Source organism: uncultured Allobosea sp. (assembly GCF_945956895.1).
Classification (GTDB): Bacteria; Pseudomonadota; Alphaproteobacteria; order Rhizobiales; family Beijerinckiaceae; genus Allobosea.
The window spans coordinates 22,161-38,744 of record NZ_CAMFJF010000022.1; the positions used below are offsets into that span (position 1 = coordinate 22,161).

Genomic DNA, 16,584 nt, shown 5'->3' on the forward strand with positions numbered 1-16,584 from the left:
CTAATGCAGAAACTATCATTTTGCAAGTCACTATCACAGGTCGCGCAGTAGCGCTTCTCAGTCCAGCGTGCTCCTGAACCGCATCAGCGCGAGCCCCGCATAAACCGGCACGAACAGGCTGAGATAGAACACCTCGTCGCCGATATCGCTCAAGCCCGCCCCTTTCAGCATGATCGCCCGGATGATCCGCAGGAAATGCGTCAGCGGGAAGAGTTCGCCCAACGCTTGCGCCCAGCCCGGCATGCCGGCGAAGGGGAACATGAAGCCGGACAGCATCAGCGAGGGCAGGAAGAAGAAGAAGGTCAGCTGCATCGCCTGGAGCTGCGTGCGCGCCACCGTCGAGATCGTGTAGCCGAGCAGGACCAACGCCAGCACGAAGACCAGAACGCAACTCAGGAGAAGCCCGAGCCCGCCGAGGAAGGGCACGGCAAAGAGCAGCTTCGCCGCTCCCAACACGATCACCACCTGCACGGAGCCGACGGCGAGATAGGGCAAAATCTTGCCGAGCATGATCTCGCCGGCCGTCGCCGGCATGGCGAGCAGGTTCTCCATCGTGCCGCGCTCGATCTCGCGGGTCAGCGCCATCGCCGTCATCATGACCATGGTCATCTGCAGGATGACGCCGAGCAGGCCGGGCACGATGTTGTACTGGGTGATGTTCTCGGGATTGTAGCGCCGGTGCACGACGAAGGAGAGGCTGTCGCCGCCGGCGCCGGCCGGATCGGTGACCGGCTCGCGCCCCTGCGCCCTGATCAGCGCCCGGCTCGCGATAGTGCCGAGCGCCGAGACCGCGCCGCTCGCAGCCGCCGGATCGGTCGCATCGGCCTCAACCAGGATGCGCGGCTTGTCCGCCCGCTCGACGCGGGCGCCGAAATCGCTGGGAATGGTGACGAGGAAGGAGATTTCGCCCTTCGCCATCAGGCTTTCCGCCTCGGCCGCGCTCTGCGGCCGCTCGCCGAAGCGGTAGTAGTTCGAAACCTCCAGTGCCGAGACCACGGCGCGGGTATAGCGATCCTGCCCAAGCGCCAGAATCGCCGCCGGCAGGCCGCGCGGATCGTTGTTGATCGCATAGCCGAAGAGCAGGAGCTGGACGATCGGCACCGCCAGCATCATCGCAAAGGTGATGCGGTCGCGCCGCATCTGCACGAATTCCTTGGCCAGCATCGCGCCGAGCCGGCGAGGCGAGAACAAGCCGGTCATGCAGCCCGCTCCTGCGCCCCGGTCATGAACTTGATGAAGACGTCTTCGAGGCTGGTCTCGCCGGGCTCGACCTTGATGCCGGCATCGCTCTTCAAGGGCTCCAGAGCCGCTTCCAGCTTCCGCCGGTCGGTGCCCACGACATGCAGCGCCGCGCCGAAGGGCGCGACCTGCTCGACGCCCTCGGCAGCCGACAGCGCCCGGATCTGCGGGGGTTTCAGCACACCATGGACGACATAGGTGACGAGCCCGGAGCCCTTCACGACTTCCTCAACCGTCCCGGTCGCCAGCATGCGGCCATAGGCGATGTAGCCGATGCGATGGCAGCGCTCGGCCTCATCCATGTAATGGGTCGAGACGAGGACCGTCATGCCGTCCCCGGCCAGGCGATGGATCTCGTCCCAGAACTCGCGACGTGCCTTGGGATCGACGCCGGCGGTCGGTTCATCGAGCAGCAGGAGCTTGGGCTGGTGCATGATGCAGGCCGCGAGCGCCAGCCTCTGCTTCCAGCCGCCCGAGAGCGTGCCGGCAAGCTGGTCCTTGCGCGAGGTCAGCCCCAGCCCGTCCAGCGTCTTCGCCACAGCCTCATCGACCGGGTCGAGCTCGTAGAGCCGGGCCACGAAGGTCAGGTTCTCTGCGATGGTCAGGTCTTCGTAGAAGGAGAAGCGCTGCGTCATGTAGCCGACCTGGCGCTTGATCGCGGCGCTCTGGGTGCGGACATCGAGCCCGAGCACGGTGCCCTCCCCGGCATCGGGCTTGAGCAGCCCGCAGATCATGCGGATCGTCGTCGTCTTGCCGGAACCGTTGGGCCCGAGGAAGCCGACGATCTCGCCCGTCGCCACCGCAAGATCGACATTGTCGACCACCGTGCGCTTGCCGAAGCGCTTGGTCATGCCGCGCACATCGATGGCGAGCGGCACGCTCACCGGCCCCCCCGCAAGGTCACGTCGACGATCTGGCCGGGCTGCAAGGCCGATTGCGGCCCGCCATCCGGCCGCGCCTCGACCAGGTAGACCAGCTTCTGGCGCGTCTGCGCCGAGTAGATCACCGGCGGCGTGAATTCGGGCTCGGGCGAGACATAGGTCACGGTCGCCGTCAGCCCGGGCGCGCAGCCGTCGCAGCGGACATCGAGCCTCATGCCGGGCGTGACGCCGGAGATCCTGAGCTCCGGCACATAGAGCATCAGCTTGGCGGCACCGTCCGGCAGCATCAGCAGCACCGGTGCACTCGGACCCGCCAGTTCGCCGACCCGGCGCAGCACGTCGCTGATCCGTCCGGACGAAGGCGCGACGAGCTGGCGTTGCGACAGGCGCCAACGCGCCTGCGCCAGGGCAGCCTTGGCCTGCTCCACCGCGTTCTCGCTCGCCTTGATCTCGTCCGGACGCGCCGGCAGGCGCGCGACATCCAGGTTGGCGGCATTCTGGCGGACGCTCGCGGCGGCGACATCGCGCACTGTTTCCGCCTGGTCGAAATCGGCCTGGGTCGAGACGCCGCGCCGCAGCAGATCCTGCCGACGCTCCAGGGCCCGCTCGGCCTCGCGCTGCTGCGCCTTGGCCGAAGCCAGATTGGCCTCGATCACCGCGATCTCTTCGGGGCGCCTGCCGATCTTCAGGTTGTCCAGTTGCGCCTGCGCCTGCACCAGCCGCGCCTCGCTCTCCCGGACCGTGTTCTCCGCATCCGTCCTTTCCAGCGCGGCAACGACCTTGCCAGCCTCGACGCGATCGCCCCGGCGGACATCGATGCGCTCGATCCGGGCCGTGTCGATCGGCCCGAGCCGGACATATTCGCCCTCGACATAACCGGCGATCCGGACCGTGTCGCCGCCGCAGGCCGTGAAACTCGCCGCGATCAGCCCGAAGGAGCAGAGGAAGCCGAGGATCATGACCGTCCCTCCCGCAGGCTGGCGATGCTCGCGCGGACATTGTTGCCGATGACCCCGGCGATCGCCTCGCTCTCAGCCGTATCGATGGCTTTCCAGCCCATGCGACGCATCACCGCCGGCCGGGCGAGCCGGAAATAGATGACCTGCCCGATCGTCGCGAAGACCGCGAGCTTGGTTTCCTGCGCCTCGGGCTCCATCCCGGTCGCGACTGCCCAGAGCCGGCAGACCTGGCCATGAACCGGACCGACAAGCCCCTCGTAGAGCGTCTCGAAGGCCGCGCTCGGCTCCATCATCTCGCGGACGACGAATCGCGCGATGGTCTCGCTCTCCGGTGCCTGCGCCGCGAAAGCGGTGACCCGCCCGATGATCGCGAGCAGCAGCTCCACCGCTGCTTCCGGCGCGAGCCCGTCGAGCGGCGGCATCGTCGCAGCGGCGCCGAAGACCCGCTGCCTCATCGTCGCGACGATGGCCTCGGCACAGGCCTGGCGCAGGCCGTCCTTGCCACCGAAATGATAGGCGATACCGGCGCTGTTGACGCCGGCCGCCTGCGCGATCTCGCGGGTCGAGCTCGCCTCGAAGCCATGCCGCCCGAACAGGTCGAGCCCGGCCCGGATCAACGCCTCGCGCGTTCCCGCATCGCTGTCTGAAACGGTTATCATGTCCTCCATGTAGCATGAGCGCTGTTTTCAATCAATCGATTGATTGAAAACATAAGCAGGAAAAGCCGGCACGATCGCGTGGCATGTCTCTCACGAGATCACGCCGTCATTCCGGGGCTTCGCGAAGCGAAGAGCCCGGAATCCAGAACCGATGCCGGCTCCGGGAAGAACCCGATCGAGCCGTTGCTCAAACTCACAAAAGACATCGGCTCTGGATTCCGGGCTGAGGCCTGCGGCCTGCCCCGGAAAGACGAAGGCTTCTACACAACCGGGCGCCTCATTCCGCTCCAGTGCCCGCCCGACATGACTCGCGAACCATAATGGTCTAAGGCGGCAGCCATCCTTTGATCCGCTTCCCGCCCGATGCTCTTCAATTCCTTCGCCTTCCTGCTCGCCTTCCTGCCGCTTGCGCTCGCCCTTCACTGGGCGGCGGAGCGCTTCGCGCCGCGCCTGAGGCTGCCGGTGCTGGTGGCGCTGTCCTTCGCCTTCTACGGCTACTGGGACTGGCGCTTCCTGCCGCTATTGGCGCTCTCGATCGGGCTGAACTGGCTGATTGCCGAGGCCTTCCAGAAGACGAAGTCGGGCGTGCTGATCACGCTCGCGATCGCCCTGAATCTCGCCGTGCTCGCGGTGTTCAAATACTTCAACTTCTTCATCGATCTCGCCGGAATGATTCCCGGATTGCCGGCACCGAAATTCGACATCGCGCTACCGCTCGGCATCTCCTTCTTCACCTTCCACCACATCATGTACCTGACGGATCTCCGGCGCGGGCAGGCGCCGCGCTATGATCTCGTCCGCTACGCGCTCTACATCGCCTTCTTCCCGCAGGTGCTCGCCGGCCCGCTGGTGCGCTGGCGCGAGATCATGCACCAGCTCGACGAGCGGCCCTATCAGCGCCCGGACGCGGCCGAGCGGATCGCGCGCGGCCTGCTGCTGCTGACATTCGGCCTCGCCAAGAAGGTGCTGATCGGCGATCCCCTGGCCGAATACGCCAACCCGGTCTTCGCGGCGGCCGCGGCGGGCAAGGTCATCGGCCTCATGGAAGCCTGGCAGGCGACGCTGGCCTTCACCTTCCAGATCTATTTCGACTTCTCCGGCTATACCGATATGGCGCTGGGCCTCGCCCTGCTCTTCGGCATCGTGCTGCCGCAGAACTTCGAAGCGCCCTATCGCTCGCTCTCGATCCAGGATTTCTGGCGGCGCTGGCACATGACGCTGTCGCGCTTCCTGCGCGACTACCTCTACATTCCGCTCGGCGGCTCCCGCAGCGGCCTGCCGACCCAGGTCTGGGCCCTGTTCGGCACGATGGCGCTGGGCGGGCTCTGGCACGGCGCCGGCCTCACCTTCGTCGCCTGGGGCATCGCCCACGGGCTGGCGCTGATCGTCGCCCTGTTCTGGCGCCGCGCCGGCCTGCCGATGCCGGCGGTTCTCGGCTGGTGCCTCACCTTCCTGTTCGTGGTCCTGTGCTGGGTGCTGTTCCGGGCCACGAATTTCCAGGCTGCGCTCGCGATCTACAAGGGCCTGTTCGGCTTCGGCCCGATCGGCACCGGCTTCAAATGGCGCGCCCTGCTGCCGGCCGCAGCCTTCGCCATCATCGGCCCCACCGCCTGGAACCTCGTCCACAAATTGCCGCCCGCCCGCTGGCTCGCGATCCTGGCGGGACTCCTGTTCGTCATCATCCTGCTGAAGATCGGCGAAGACGCCAATTATGAATTCATCTACTTCCAGTTCTGAGCTGGCCGCTCGGGCGGCGAAGTGGACGGGTTTCACCGGCACCTTCCTGAGCGCGGCGGTGCTGATCGCGGCCGCCTTCCTTGCAGCCGCCTTCCTGATCGACCCCTATGATTCCGGCCGCTCGCCGCTGAAGCTGAAGGAGGGCGTGCGCCCGCAGGGGCCGCGGACGGCGCTCGCGAGCCGCGGCCGCGATCCCAGCTTCACCGGCGCCATCTTCGGTAATTCGCATATCCAGCTGATCTCGCCGGAGCAGTTGCGCGTCAGGACCAGCATTCCCTTCGTCTCGCTGATCGCGCCGGCCACCATGCCGAAGGAGGTGTTCGCGACGATCGACTGGTTCCTGCGCCACCATCGGAAGGCGCCGCCGAAGGCGATCATCGTCGGCATCGACAATTACTGGTGCACCGCCAATCCCGCACTGCCGAACGAGAAGCCCTTCCCCTTCTGGCTCTTGAGCCGCAGCCTGTCCGACTATGTCGGCGGGCTGATGCGTTTCGACCTGCTGGAGGAACTGCCGCGCCGCATCTCCTACCTGACCTCGCGCAAGGCCGAGCGGGCCCGCCCGGACGGCTATTGGGACTACGAATCGAACTATGGCGTGCAGGGCTACGGCACCAATCCCGAGATCATCGCCAGGCTGGAAAAGCCGCTCGAGGCTGGCGGCGGCAATATCGATGGCCCCTTCCCGGCCGCAACAGGACTGGAGGCGCTGATGAAAACGGCTCCGGCCGAGACCGCGCTGATTCTCCTGCGCCCGCCGGTCTATGTCACCGCCCTGTCGAAGCCCGGCACGCGCGATGCAGCCGCCGACGCCGCCTGTCGCAAGGCTTTCGCCGATCTGGCGGCCCGGCGCCCGCGCACGGCACTCGTCGATTGGCGAGTCGACCGGCCCGAACTGCGCGACTCCAGCCTCTTCTTCGACCATAGTCACTATCGCCAGCCGATCGCCCGATTGGTCGAAGCCGACATCGCTGACGCCATCAGCAAGCTCGACTGACCCCAAAACCGCTCGAATCCGTCAGAAACAGGGGCTGAAACACCTCTTTTCACGAAGCCGTTGAAGCCCTGTCGGAAGCGATTGTTCCGCTTGAAACGGATCGCTATAAGGGCGCCAAATCGGCCCACCTTCCGCGGCACAGCCGATGGGTGCGTGAGTCGACAACTGAGAGAGCGCGCCCATGTCGAAGCAGATCATCCTCGAGGCGGATTACAAACCGAGCGATGACGAGCCGTTCATGAACGACCGTCAACGCGAATATTTCCGCGGCAAACTCCTCGCCTGGAAGGACGAGATCCTGCGGGAGGCCAAGGAGACCCTGGTTACCTTGCAGAAGGAGAGCGAGAATCACCCGGACATCGCCGACCGGGCCTCCTCCGAAACCGATCGCGCCATCGAATTGCGCGCCCGCGACCGGCAACGCAAGCTGATCGCCAAGATCGACGCCGCCATCGCCCGGATCGACGACGCCTCCTACGGCTATTGCGAGGAAACCGGTGAGCCGATCTCGCTGAAGCGCCTCGAAGCCCGCCCGATCGCGACGCTCTCGCTGGAGGCGCAGGAGCGCCACGAGCGCAACGAGCGCGTCTTCCGCGACGATTGAGCGGCCGCAAACCAACCAGCTTTCTCGAAAGGCCCCGCGTCGAAAGGCGCGGGGCCTTTTTGCGTGAAGGGCCCTGCCTCGATGGAAATTTTCGTCGGGGCGCTGCTTGCCCTAGATCGGTTTTCGTCCCGACTGAACCGTCATTGCGAGGAGCGAAGTGACGAAGCAATCCAGGGGGGACTGGGCTGGAGGGTTCAACCCAGTCCCCCCTGGATTGCTTCGCTGCGCTCGCAATGACGGCCTGACGGTTCAGTCAGGTCGAAAATTGCTCTAGCCTGTGGCCACTGCTGCCAAGCAAGGGGAAATGCCGCATGGACCGTTTCGCCGGCGGATGCCGCTGCGGCGACCTCCGGGTCGTGGCATCGGGGCGCCCTTACCGGGTCGGCATTTGCCATTGCCTCGACTGCCGCAAGCATCACGGCGCCCTCTTCCACGCCTCGGCAATCTTCCCGCAGGATGCGGTGACGATCGCCGGCGAGGCCCGCGGCTACGACGGACGCTTCTTCTGTCCGCGCTGCGGCTCTCCGGTCTTCGGGCGCTCCGGCGACGAGATCGAGGTCAACCTCGGCTCCCTGGATGCGCCGGATCAGTTGGTGCCGACCTATGAGCTCTGGACCGTCAGGCGCGAAGCCTGGCTGCCGCCCTTTCCGCTGGAGAGGCGATACGAGCGCGACCGCACCGCCACCGGCCGCTTCGAAGAATAGCGGAAAGGGACGAACCGAGGCGCGCGACGAAAGCCGCGCTCCTTTCAGTGCCCGCTGAAGACCAGGGACTGCACCGGCAGAACCAGCGCCTGGATGCGCAGCAGCATGGCATGCACCAACCCGGTCGCATCGACGGCGTGAAGCGCGATACGTCGCAGCGTGCCGGTTTCCTTCGCGACGATGACGTCGTGGTTGCTGCTATAGGCATTGGCGATGCAGCTGCTGCCGGGCGTCACGCCATCGAGTCCGCCCTGGTAGAGCGGTTCCAGGAAAGTCAGGATGGTGCCGGGCCGGACCACCTGCTGCGCATCGACCAATTGCTCTCCGCTCCTGACCTGCCCCGCGGCAATGAAATCCTGCACGCCTGTCACCACCATCGGAATGATCACCCAGGGCTTCGAGATGCAGGTGACTTCGGCGACCATGCCGACCTTCATGACCTGCGCTTCGATCTGGTTGAAACCGGCCTGAAGCCTGCCCCGCCCCGCTTCTTCCGGAATGAGGGTTCCGGCGGGGCGCATGAACGGATTGACGATGTCGCCGACCCGCAGCGTGAACTGCTCCACCCGCCCGGTGAAGCCAGCCCGCACCACCGTCTTCTGCAATTCAGCCTCGGCCTGAGCGAGCGCGGCCTCGGCGCTGGCGCGCTGGGCAGGAAGCAGCGTAGCGATCTGGGCTTGGTCCGTGTCTCTCGCAGCCGTGGCCGAAAGGACGGCGGCTTCACGCCCCGCGACGAGATTCTCGAGCCGCTCGATCTCGCGAGCAGCCACGACTGCATCGTTACGCCGCTGCAACTCGGTCTTGGTCCGCAATTCATCTTGGGCCTGTTGCAGGGAGCTCCTGGCTTCCTGAATCTTGCCCTCGTTGGCGAGGATATCCGTCTTCGCGACCACGAGCGCGGCATCCGCCTCGGCGATCTTGCGGCGCGCCGTTTCGACGGCCGCGGCCTGGGTCTTGTTGTCCAGGGTGAAGAGCACGTCGCCCTTGGCGACCGCCTGGCTGAGACCGACATGCACCTCGGCGACGCGGCCATTGACCTCCGGAATGATCGGCACCGTCCGGAAGAAGACGGTCGCATTCGTCGTCGAAGGGTGATTGTAGAAGATCACCGTGATCAGGGCGATCGTCAGCATGGCGCAGGTCACGATGCCCCAGCGCAGCTCGAACCAGACCGAGAAGAGCGTGATCTCGCGGCCGAAACGTTTGCCCTGCACGAAACGGCGATAGAGATAGTCTGGAAGAATCGTCAGCAGGGAGCAGATGAGGAGCTCAAGCATTGCCCTTCTCCTCGGTGCTGGCGACGTTGCCGAGGGCGGCCGGCGGGCTCTCCGGCGACGCCTTGACCGGCGTCACGACCGCCGCCTCCGCTGCTGGAGTACCCGTGTCCTGGCTCTCATCCGGCGCCTTGCCCGCAATCGTCTCCAAAGCGCTCGCCATCCGGCCGAACGTTCCGGAAAAATCGGGAAGGTCGATCAGCGCGAGCAGGAGCCCGGCCACCCAGAACAAATGGATATGTGTAAACAGGGCAAGCAGCCCGAGCACCGCCACGATCTCGAACTGGAGCTTGTGCGCCCTGTGCGCCATGCGCTCGGGCAAGGTGTGCAGGCGCAGGAAGAGCAGGCCGACGCCCAGCACCGCCCCGACGAGGGTGATGCCGGCGATGATCAACAGATAGTCGGTTTCGCCGGGCGCGGTGATGAACGACGGGAGCATATGCGGAGCGGCGGGGTGAACGGCTGCCGTCATGACGGTACTCCTCTCGCCGGAGGCATAGTCAAAGCTGCTGCACCGCTACGATCGCATCTCGTCGCCGCCTCGGTACGCCGCTATGACAGCGGAAGGATGCCCTTGGGTCAACATGCTTCGCATTGCCGTTGCATGGAACAGGCAATGCCGAGGCCTGTCCACGATCTGGAGCGCATATCCCGACAGAAACAGCCTCTCTAAGGAGCCATGGAAAGCCCCGCGTCGGGAGAACGCGGGGCTTCTGGCCGCCGACCTCATAAGCTTGGGGAGCGTGGCGGGCGGCCGGGATGGTGGCGGCTCGGGAGAGACCGCCGCCCGTCCGGCGCGGAGACAAGGGGGAGCGTTCCGCGCCGTCCGGGATTTCGTGGAAACCGTTCGTGCAAGTCAGAAGGGCAGCAGGATATCCATCACCTGCTGACCGTAGCGCGGCTGCTGGACATCGGTGATCTGGCCGCGGCCGCCATAGGCGATGCGGGCCTGGGCGATCTTGGTCGAGTCGATGGTATTGTCGGACTCGATATCCTCGGGCCGGATCACGCCGGCCACGATCAGCTCGCGGATCTCGAAATTGACGCGGATCTCCTGCTTGCCTTCGATCACGAGGTTGCCGTTGGGCAGGTTCTGCGTGACGACCGCTGCGACATTGGTCGCGAGCGTCTCGGAGCGGTTGACCGAGCCCGCTCCCTCACTGGAGGAATCGGAGTCGAGCTTCAGCAGCGACGAGGCCTTGGCGCCGTCGGGCAGGAATTTGTCGAGCTTGTTCTCGTAGCCGAACGTGTTGTCGGCGCCGAAATCCTCGCCATTCTTGCGGCTGCGCTTGGTCGTGTTGTTGAGCTGGGCCTTGTCGGTGACCTTGACCTTGACGGTGACGAGGTCGCCGACATTGCGGGCGCGCTGATCCTTGAAGAAGGCGCGCGAGCCGGTGCGCCAGAGCGAGTTCGGCGCGTAGGAAGCGTGGGCCACCTCCGGCATCGGCATCTGCACGGGCTTGTAGCCCTTGGCGGCTGTCGGGTCCTCGACCGGCGACAGCGTCGGCGCCTGGCCGACATTGGCGAGGCGGTCGCCGATGCCGCAGGCGCCGAGCGAGGCGGTCAGCAGCAGGAGCCCGGAAAGCTTGGCGAGACGATTGGCGTACATGGCGGTTTCCACGAAACTTTACTGAGCGCTGGCGACGCGGCCGGCGGCGGAAGGCTGGACGGAGACCCGCCCCGGCCCGCTGACCTTGCCTTGCAGCACGCGCTTCGACTGGGGATTGGTGACGGAGACGACATCGCCCATCGCACCGGCCTCGTTGGCCTTGCCGCGCAGCGTGATCAGCAGGCCCGGCGCCTCGTAGACGATGGTGACGAGATCGCCCTTGCCGACGATCTCCTCGCGCTGGACATCGCCGCCGCGCAGCGGCACGCCCGCGAGCAAGGCACGGCGCGCAACCTTGTCGATGGCAGCGCGCACATCGCCGATGACTTCGCTACCCTGCCCGTCGCGCGGGCGACGCTCGATGACGACATCGTCCTTGCCGAGGGTCTCGCCGCGGGCGATCAGGCGCTTGGGCACCACGACCTCCATGGTCTCGACGAGCTGGCCGGAAATGCGCAGCGGCTTCAGGCGCATCGCGGTGCTGCCGGGAACGGTGAGCCGGGCCTGCAGGCGCCGCGAGCGGGCGTCGAAGGAAAGGTCGACCACGGAGACATCGCCAGTCAGCTCGGGCTCGACCGCGACGCTCGGCGCCCCACCATCGATCGACAGCGCGAAGATGCGGGCATCGACACCGAAGCGCTCCTGCAAACCGGTCTTCACGGCGGCTTCGAGGTCCATGGCCGTGACGCGACGGGCCGCGCGGGTCACGACAACCTGGGCGAAGCCCTGGCTCAGAATCTCGCCGGCGTCGCGGACGATGCCGGCCGTGCGGGCCGCCTCGATGATCCGGGCGACCTGGATGGTGCCGGTCTCGCCCAGCGCCGGCGCCCGGAAGGCGGCGATCGCGGCAGCCTCGCCGGAAAGGCCGGGAATGAGGTCGCCGAAGGTCACGAGATCGCGCGCGAGATTGATCTCGGGGCGCAGTTGCAGCCTGGACGGCAGCGCAGCCGCTGCGGGAGCCGCGACGGCGGAGGCGACCGCGACCGGCGTGGGTTGGACATGCTGCGGCGCGGCCAGGGCGGCGGTGCCGGAGAGAGCCAGGGCGATCAGGGACAGGCGGATCATGATGCGGATCCCCCCTTAGCCGCGGAACATCTGGGTCGTCGCCGACATCATCTGGTCGGCGGCGGTGATGACCTTGGAGTTCATTTCGTAGGCGCGCTGCGCCGCGATCAGCGAGGAGAGCTCGGTGACGGCCTGCACATTGCCTTCTTCGAGGTAGTTCTGCTGCAGCGTGCCGAAGCCCTCGCCGCCGCCGAAGCCGTCGATCGGCTGCCCCGAGGCGGCCGTCTCGATGTAGAGGTTGTCGCCGATCGACTCGAGGCCGACCTTGTTGACGAAGCGCACGAGCTGGATCTGGCCGAGCTGCTGCGGCGCCGTCTGCCCCGGCAGCATCGCCTCGACGATGCCCTGCGCGTTGATGCTGACGCTGGAGGCGTTGTTCGGCACGGTGATGCCGGGCTCGACCTGGTAGCCGTCGCGGGTGACGAGCTGGCCCTGCGCATCGAGGTCGAAGGAGCCGTCGCGGCTATAGGTGGTGCGGCCGTCCGGCATGCGGATGCGGAAGAAGCCCTCGCCGCGGATGGCGAGGTCGTAGGGCTTTTCCGTCGGGCTGATATTGCCCTGCGTCATGACGCGGCCGGTCGAGACCGTCTTGACGCCGGAACCGATGAAGGTGCCGGCCGGGGCCTGGGTGTTCTGGTCCGAAGTCGCCGAGCCGGCGCGGCGGAAGTTCTCGTAGAGCAGATCCTGGAAATGGACCTGCTGGCGCTTGTAGCCGGTGGTCCGGACGTTGGCGATGTTGTTGGAGATGACCTGGACGTTCATCTCCTGGGCCATCATGCCGGTCGCGGCTGTCTGCATGGCGCGCATGATGCGTGCTCCTTTCCGCTATCAGGCTTGCTGGTCGGCCAGGCGCGAGATCGCCCGGCTGCGCAGTTCGTCGGATTTGGTGATCATGTTGGCGATGCTCTGGTAGTTGCGCTGCACCTCCATCAGGCGGGTCAGCTCGACCACCGCCTTGACGTTGGAGCGCTCGATCGCGCCGGGCTCCAGCCGCGCTTCCGGCCCGGCCGCCCGGGCGGGCGTGGCAGAGGAGAACAGGTTGTTGCCTTCGCTCGACAGCGCCGCGGGATTGGCGAAGCGCACCTGGCGCAGCTTGCCGCGCGTGCCCTGGTCGCTGCTGACCGTGCCGTCTGCGGCGATCCGCATGGAATGTTCGCTGGAGCCGAAGGCGATCGGCCCCGACTCGCCCATCACCGGCAGGCCGGTCTGGGTGACGAGACGGCCCTGGCGGTCGATGGTCAGGGAGCCGGCGCGGGTGTAGCGCTCGCCGTTCGGCGTCTGCACGACGAGGTAGTTGTCACCTTTCAGCGCGACGTCGAGCGGGTTGCCGGTCAGCTCCATCGCGCCCTGCGACAGGTCGAGCGGCGTGCCCTGGTCGATGACATAGGACAACGGCCGGTCGGCCGGCTTGAAGGCGTCGGCCTTCGCGCCGGGCATGAGGAATTCGGTGAAGCGCGCGCTGCGCGCCTTGAATCCATTGGTGCCGACATTCGCCACGTTGTTGGCGATGACGTCCAGCTCGCGCGCCAGAGCCACCTGACGCGACAGGCCGATGAGAAGCGCGTTCTCCACGGCTTAACTCCCGATCATGTCCCGCAGCGACCTCGACGCTCCCCAGCGCAGTCGCCACGGCCCGGTACCGGCAAGCGGCGTGCCAGGATGGTTAAATCCTGCAACACATTGATATCGCTCAATATCGAATGAAACATGACGCCCACCCGGACCCGGCACATGCTGCTGGAACGGCAAGAAACGCCCGGCAAATTCTGCCGCCCTTAACGACACGTTAACCGTAATTGGGGAAGGTGGCTGAAGGGGCGGCAGAACGCGGCCCGACGGCCCGGGGCGCGTGACGAGATGGCAAAGAAGCCCAAGAAGGAAAAGGAAGAAGGCGCCTCCGGCGAAGAGGCGCCGAAGAGCAAGAAGAAGCTCTTCATGATCGTCGGCGGCGTTGTGCTGCTGGCGGCTGCCGGCGGTGGCGGCTGGTTCTTCCTGAAGAAGCCCTCGCCCGAGCAGACCGCTGCCGCCGAAGCTGCGGCCAAGGCCAAGAATCCAATCGCCTTCCTGGACATGAAGGACATGATGATCAGCATGTCCAATGGCGGCCAGCAGGACCGCCAGCCGATCATGAAGATCAAGGTCGTGCTGGAAATCGCCGATTCCAAGGCCGCCGACCAGGTCAAGCCGCTGCTGCCCCGCGTCGAGGACGCCTTCCAGGTCTTCATGCGCGAATTGCGCCCCTCCGATCTCGAGGGCTCGGCCGGCATGTACCGCCTGAAGGAAGAGCTGCTGCGCCGCGTCAACCTGACCGTCTATCCGGCCAAGGTCGACGCTGTGCTGTTCAAGGAACTGCTGGTGCAGTGAGCCGGATTCCGGCCCTGACCGCACCGAGATGACGGCGAAGCGATGAGCACCGAGCGCGACAAGAACACGCCGAGCGACGAGCCGCTGACCCCGGAAGGGATGGCGGCCGGCTGGGCGGCGATGCCCGACATCCTCGAGGAGGATGGCGAGCAGGAGGGCGGTACCGACCGCCTGATGTCGCAGGACGAAATCGACACGATGCTCGGTTTCTCCAGCGGCGACGACGGCGCGTCCCGCAACGGCATCCAGGCGATCGTCGATTCCGGCTCGGTCGCCTACGAGCGCCTGCCGATGCTCGAGATCATCTTCGAGCGTCTGGTGCGCCTGCTCTCGACCAGCCTGCGCAACTTCTTCACGGACAATGTCGAGGTCACGCTGGAGAGCATCCGCTCCGTGCGCTTCGGCGACTATGTGAACTCGATCTCGCAGCCGGCATTGCTCTCGGTGTTCAAGGCCGAGGAATGGGACAATTTCGGCCTGGTCACCATCGAGTCGGCGCTGATCTACTCCGTCCTCGACGCGATGTTCGGTGGCAAGCGCGGCCAGCCGGCGCCGCGCATCGACGGCCGCCCCTTCACCTCGATCGAGATCCGCATGGTCCGCCGGGTCATCGAGCTCGTGCTGAGCGATGCGGAGGCCGCCTTCAAGCCGCTCTCGCCGGTTCGCTTCACGGTCGACCGCGTCGAATCCAATCCGCGCTTCGTCTCGATCTCCCGTCCCGCCAATGCCGCGATCCGCGTCGAACTCAAGTTCGACATGGAGGGTCGCGGCGGCGCGCTTCACCTGCTGCTGCCCTACGCCACGATCGAGCCCATTCGCGAATTGCTGCTCGAAAGCTTCATGGGCGAGAAGCTGGGCCGCGATCCGATCTGGGAGAACCATCTCGCGACCGAGGTCTGGCAGGCCGATGTCGACGTCACCTGCGTGCTGCACGAAACCCGCATGCCGCTGAAGCGCGTCATGAAGCTGGAGATCGGCGACACCCTGATGTTCGACGCGCGGCCGGACTCCACCGTCTCGCTGCGCTGCGGCGACTTCGTCGTCACCGAAGGCCGGATCGGCCGGGTCGACGGCAAGATCGCCGTCCAGGTCGTCAATCCGCTGCGCCGCTCCAAGACCACCATCGCCGCGTTCGACAGCCTCGCCAGCCACCTCGGCGCCACGACCTGAAGAGGATCCATGACGATCAACCTCATCGCCGACGTGCTTGTCGCCAGTCTTCTCGTCGCCACCATCATCACCTGCTTCATCCTGACCAAGCGCATCGAGCGCCTGAAGACGGACGAAGCCGGCATGCGCCAGACCGTCGGCGCGCTGATCACCGCGACCGACAATGCCGAGCGCGCCATCGCCGGCCTCAAGTCGACGCTCGGCGATTGCGACCGCACGCTTGAAGAGCGCCTGCGCACCGCCGAACGCTATGCCGCCGACCTCGCCGCGCAGGTCGAGGCCGGCCAGGTTGTGATGGAGCGCATCGGCCAGATCGTCAGTGCCGCAACCCTGGTCGGCGCCAAGGAAGCCCCGATCGAGACGCCTGCCGCGCCGCCGCCGGTCTCCCGCCTTGAGAGCGCAGCGCAGTCCGCCGCCGCCATCCGCGCCCGCGCCGCCCGCCGCCTTGAGGAACAGGCTGCGTGATCGAACGGCCCCGCCTCCTGCCGGCAGTGATTCTCGGCGCCATGGGTCTCCTGGCGCTGAAGCTGCTCGCCTGGACGGCGGAGCCCGGCCCCGGCCACATACCCGTCCCCCTGCCGCTCATGGCGCAGGCGCCCGTCGCCAAGACCGTCGCACGGGCTCATGCCCCCGGCGTCTTCGACCCGGAAACGACCGGCTCCGTGCCTGCTCCCGCCCCGAAGAAGGAGGAGGAGAAGAAGGAAGCCGAGGCCAAGGCCGAAGCCGCCCGCGCGGCCAATCCCAACAACAAGGCCGGTATCATCAACGGCACGGCCCAACCGAGCTCCCCGGCCGAGAAGTCGATCCTGGAGCGTCTCGGCGAGCGCCGCGAGGAGCTGGAAGGCCGGATGCGCGAGCTTGAAATGCGCGAGCGCCTGCTGAACTCCGCCGAAAAGAAGCTCGACGGGCGCGTCGGCGACCTCAAGGCCCTGGAAGAGAAGAATGGCGGCCCGGCCGGCAAACACGCGATCGAGGAAGCCAAGGCCATCAAGAATCTCGTCATCATGTACGAGGCGATGAAGCCGAAGGACGCCGCGCGCGTCTTCGACCGTCTCGGCCTCGACGTGCTCGTGCCGGTCGTCCAGCAGATGAACCCGCGCAAGATGTCGGAAGTCCTGGCGGCGATGGCGCCTGACCGGGCAGAGAAGCTGACCGTCGCGCTCGCGACCAGCGGCCGCAGCGCCAGCGTCGAGCGTGTGACCAACGAAGGGCCCCTGCCCGGCAATGAGCTGCCGGCGATCATGCCCGCGCCGCAACGCTGAAAGCGGCCACCCACGGCCGTTCTGTTAAGACGCCATTATGGTTGACGCGCTAGCGTGCCG

General features: G+C 66.4%; 18 protein-coding genes. 8 read left to right on the top strand and 10 right to left on the bottom strand.

Annotated features, from left to right (window positions below; all coding sequences use genetic code 11):
• Nucleotides 1–57: 57 nt before the first annotated feature.
• Genes Q0Q02_RS13745 through Q0Q02_RS13760 form a run of 4 tightly spaced genes read right to left on the bottom strand, consistent with a single transcriptional unit; the run spans nucleotide 58 to nucleotide 3,738 of the window.
• Nucleotides 58–1,200 (bottom strand): ABC transporter permease, encoded by a 1,143-nt coding sequence (locus Q0Q02_RS13745; protein WP_293810287.1) that lies wholly within the window; start codon nucleotides 1,198–1,200, stop codon nucleotides 58–60.
• Nucleotides 1,197–2,117, bottom strand: coding sequence for an ABC transporter ATP-binding protein (locus Q0Q02_RS13750; protein WP_293810351.1), 921 nt, complete (start codon nucleotides 2,115–2,117; stop codon nucleotides 1,197–1,199). The genes Q0Q02_RS13745 and Q0Q02_RS13750 overlap by 4 nt, the downstream gene beginning before the upstream one ends.
• 2 nt (nucleotides 2,118–2,119) lie before the next feature.
• Nucleotides 2,120–3,079 carry an HlyD family efflux transporter periplasmic adaptor subunit gene (locus Q0Q02_RS13755; protein ID WP_293810289.1) on the bottom strand — a complete coding sequence of 320 codons (960 nt, stop codon included), beginning with the start codon at nucleotides 3,077–3,079 and terminating at the stop codon, nucleotides 2,120–2,122.
• Entirely contained in the window at nucleotides 3,076–3,738 is a 663-nt protein-coding gene (locus Q0Q02_RS13760) for a CerR family C-terminal domain-containing protein (RefSeq protein WP_293810291.1), read from the bottom strand. The genes Q0Q02_RS13755 and Q0Q02_RS13760 overlap by 4 nt, the downstream gene beginning before the upstream one ends.
• A 363-nt stretch (nucleotides 3,739–4,101) precedes the next feature.
• On the opposite strand from Q0Q02_RS13760, the gene Q0Q02_RS13765 reads away from it, so the two are divergent.
• From Q0Q02_RS13765 to Q0Q02_RS13780, 4 genes are all read left to right on the top strand, one after another.
• Nucleotides 4,102–5,475 carry an MBOAT family O-acyltransferase gene (locus Q0Q02_RS13765; RefSeq protein WP_293810292.1) on the top strand — a complete coding sequence of 458 codons (1,374 nt, stop codon included), beginning with the start codon at nucleotides 4,102–4,104 and terminating at the stop codon, nucleotides 5,473–5,475.
• Nucleotides 5,450–6,472, top strand: a complete 1,023-nt coding sequence (locus tag Q0Q02_RS13770) for a hypothetical protein (protein WP_293810293.1) — start codon at nucleotides 5,450–5,452, stop codon at nucleotides 6,470–6,472. The genes Q0Q02_RS13765 and Q0Q02_RS13770 overlap by 26 nt, the downstream gene beginning before the upstream one ends.
• Before the next feature lie 181 nt (nucleotides 6,473–6,653).
• On the top strand, nucleotides 6,654–7,076 hold the full coding sequence (gene dksA / locus Q0Q02_RS13775; protein ID WP_293810295.1) for an RNA polymerase-binding protein DksA: 423 nt from the start codon (nucleotides 6,654–6,656) through the stop codon (nucleotides 7,074–7,076).
• A gap of 311 nt (nucleotides 7,077–7,387) precedes the next feature.
• Nucleotides 7,388–7,780 (top strand): GFA family protein, encoded by a 393-nt coding sequence (locus Q0Q02_RS13780; protein ID WP_293810296.1) that lies wholly within the window; start codon nucleotides 7,388–7,390, stop codon nucleotides 7,778–7,780.
• Between the two features lie 44 nt (nucleotides 7,781–7,824).
• Here the strand turns inward: Q0Q02_RS13780 and Q0Q02_RS13785 are convergent, their stop codons facing one another.
• The 6 genes from Q0Q02_RS13785 to flgF form a co-directional block, all read right to left on the bottom strand.
• Nucleotides 7,825–9,057, bottom strand: a complete 1,233-nt coding sequence (locus tag Q0Q02_RS13785; protein ID WP_293810297.1) for a biotin/lipoyl-binding protein — start codon at nucleotides 9,055–9,057, stop codon at nucleotides 7,825–7,827.
• Complete coding sequence (locus Q0Q02_RS13790; RefSeq protein ID WP_293810298.1) at nucleotides 9,050–9,526, bottom strand: hypothetical protein; 477 nt, start codon at nucleotides 9,524–9,526, stop codon at nucleotides 9,050–9,052. The genes Q0Q02_RS13785 and Q0Q02_RS13790 overlap by 8 nt, the downstream gene beginning before the upstream one ends.
• A gap of 384 nt (nucleotides 9,527–9,910) precedes the next feature.
• Nucleotides 9,911–10,663: a flagellar basal body L-ring protein FlgH gene (flgH, locus tag Q0Q02_RS13795; protein WP_293810300.1), complete on the bottom strand. Its 753-nt coding sequence runs from the start codon at nucleotides 10,661–10,663 to the stop codon at nucleotides 9,911–9,913.
• Nucleotides 10,664–10,681: 18 nt separating this feature from the next.
• Nucleotides 10,682–11,728: a flagellar basal body P-ring formation chaperone FlgA gene (gene flgA / locus Q0Q02_RS13800; RefSeq protein ID WP_293810302.1), complete on the bottom strand. Its 1,047-nt coding sequence runs from the start codon at nucleotides 11,726–11,728 to the stop codon at nucleotides 10,682–10,684.
• Nucleotides 11,729–11,743: 15 nt separating this feature from the next.
• The gene (gene flgG / locus Q0Q02_RS13805; RefSeq protein ID WP_293810304.1) at nucleotides 11,744–12,535 is read right to left on the bottom strand and encodes a flagellar basal-body rod protein FlgG; all 792 of its coding nucleotides are present in this window, start codon (nucleotides 12,533–12,535) and stop codon (nucleotides 11,744–11,746) included.
• Nucleotides 12,536–12,556: 21 nt separating this feature from the next.
• Nucleotides 12,557–13,300 (bottom strand): flagellar basal-body rod protein FlgF, encoded by a 744-nt coding sequence (gene flgF, locus Q0Q02_RS13810; protein WP_293810305.1) that lies wholly within the window; start codon nucleotides 13,298–13,300, stop codon nucleotides 12,557–12,559.
• Between the two features lie 285 nt (nucleotides 13,301–13,585).
• On the opposite strand from flgF, the gene fliL reads away from it, so the two are divergent.
• The 4 genes from fliL (at nucleotide 13,586) to Q0Q02_RS13830 (ending at nucleotide 16,524) form a co-directional block, all read left to right on the top strand.
• Entirely contained in the window at nucleotides 13,586–14,092 is a 507-nt protein-coding gene (gene fliL / locus Q0Q02_RS13815) for a flagellar basal body-associated protein FliL (RefSeq protein ID WP_293810307.1), read from the top strand.
• 99 nt (nucleotides 14,093–14,191) lie between these two features.
• Complete coding sequence (fliM, locus tag Q0Q02_RS13820) at nucleotides 14,192–15,262, top strand: flagellar motor switch protein FliM (protein ID WP_293810352.1); 1,071 nt, start codon at nucleotides 14,192–14,194, stop codon at nucleotides 15,260–15,262.
• A gap of 9 nt (nucleotides 15,263–15,271) precedes the next feature.
• Nucleotides 15,272–15,727 (top strand): DUF6468 domain-containing protein, encoded by a 456-nt coding sequence (locus Q0Q02_RS13825; RefSeq protein WP_293810309.1) that lies wholly within the window; start codon nucleotides 15,272–15,274, stop codon nucleotides 15,725–15,727.
• Nucleotides 15,724–16,524, top strand: coding sequence for a hypothetical protein (locus tag Q0Q02_RS13830; protein WP_293810311.1), 801 nt, complete (start codon nucleotides 15,724–15,726; stop codon nucleotides 16,522–16,524). The genes Q0Q02_RS13825 and Q0Q02_RS13830 overlap by 4 nt, the downstream gene beginning before the upstream one ends.
• Nucleotides 16,525–16,584: the final 60 nt, after the last annotated feature.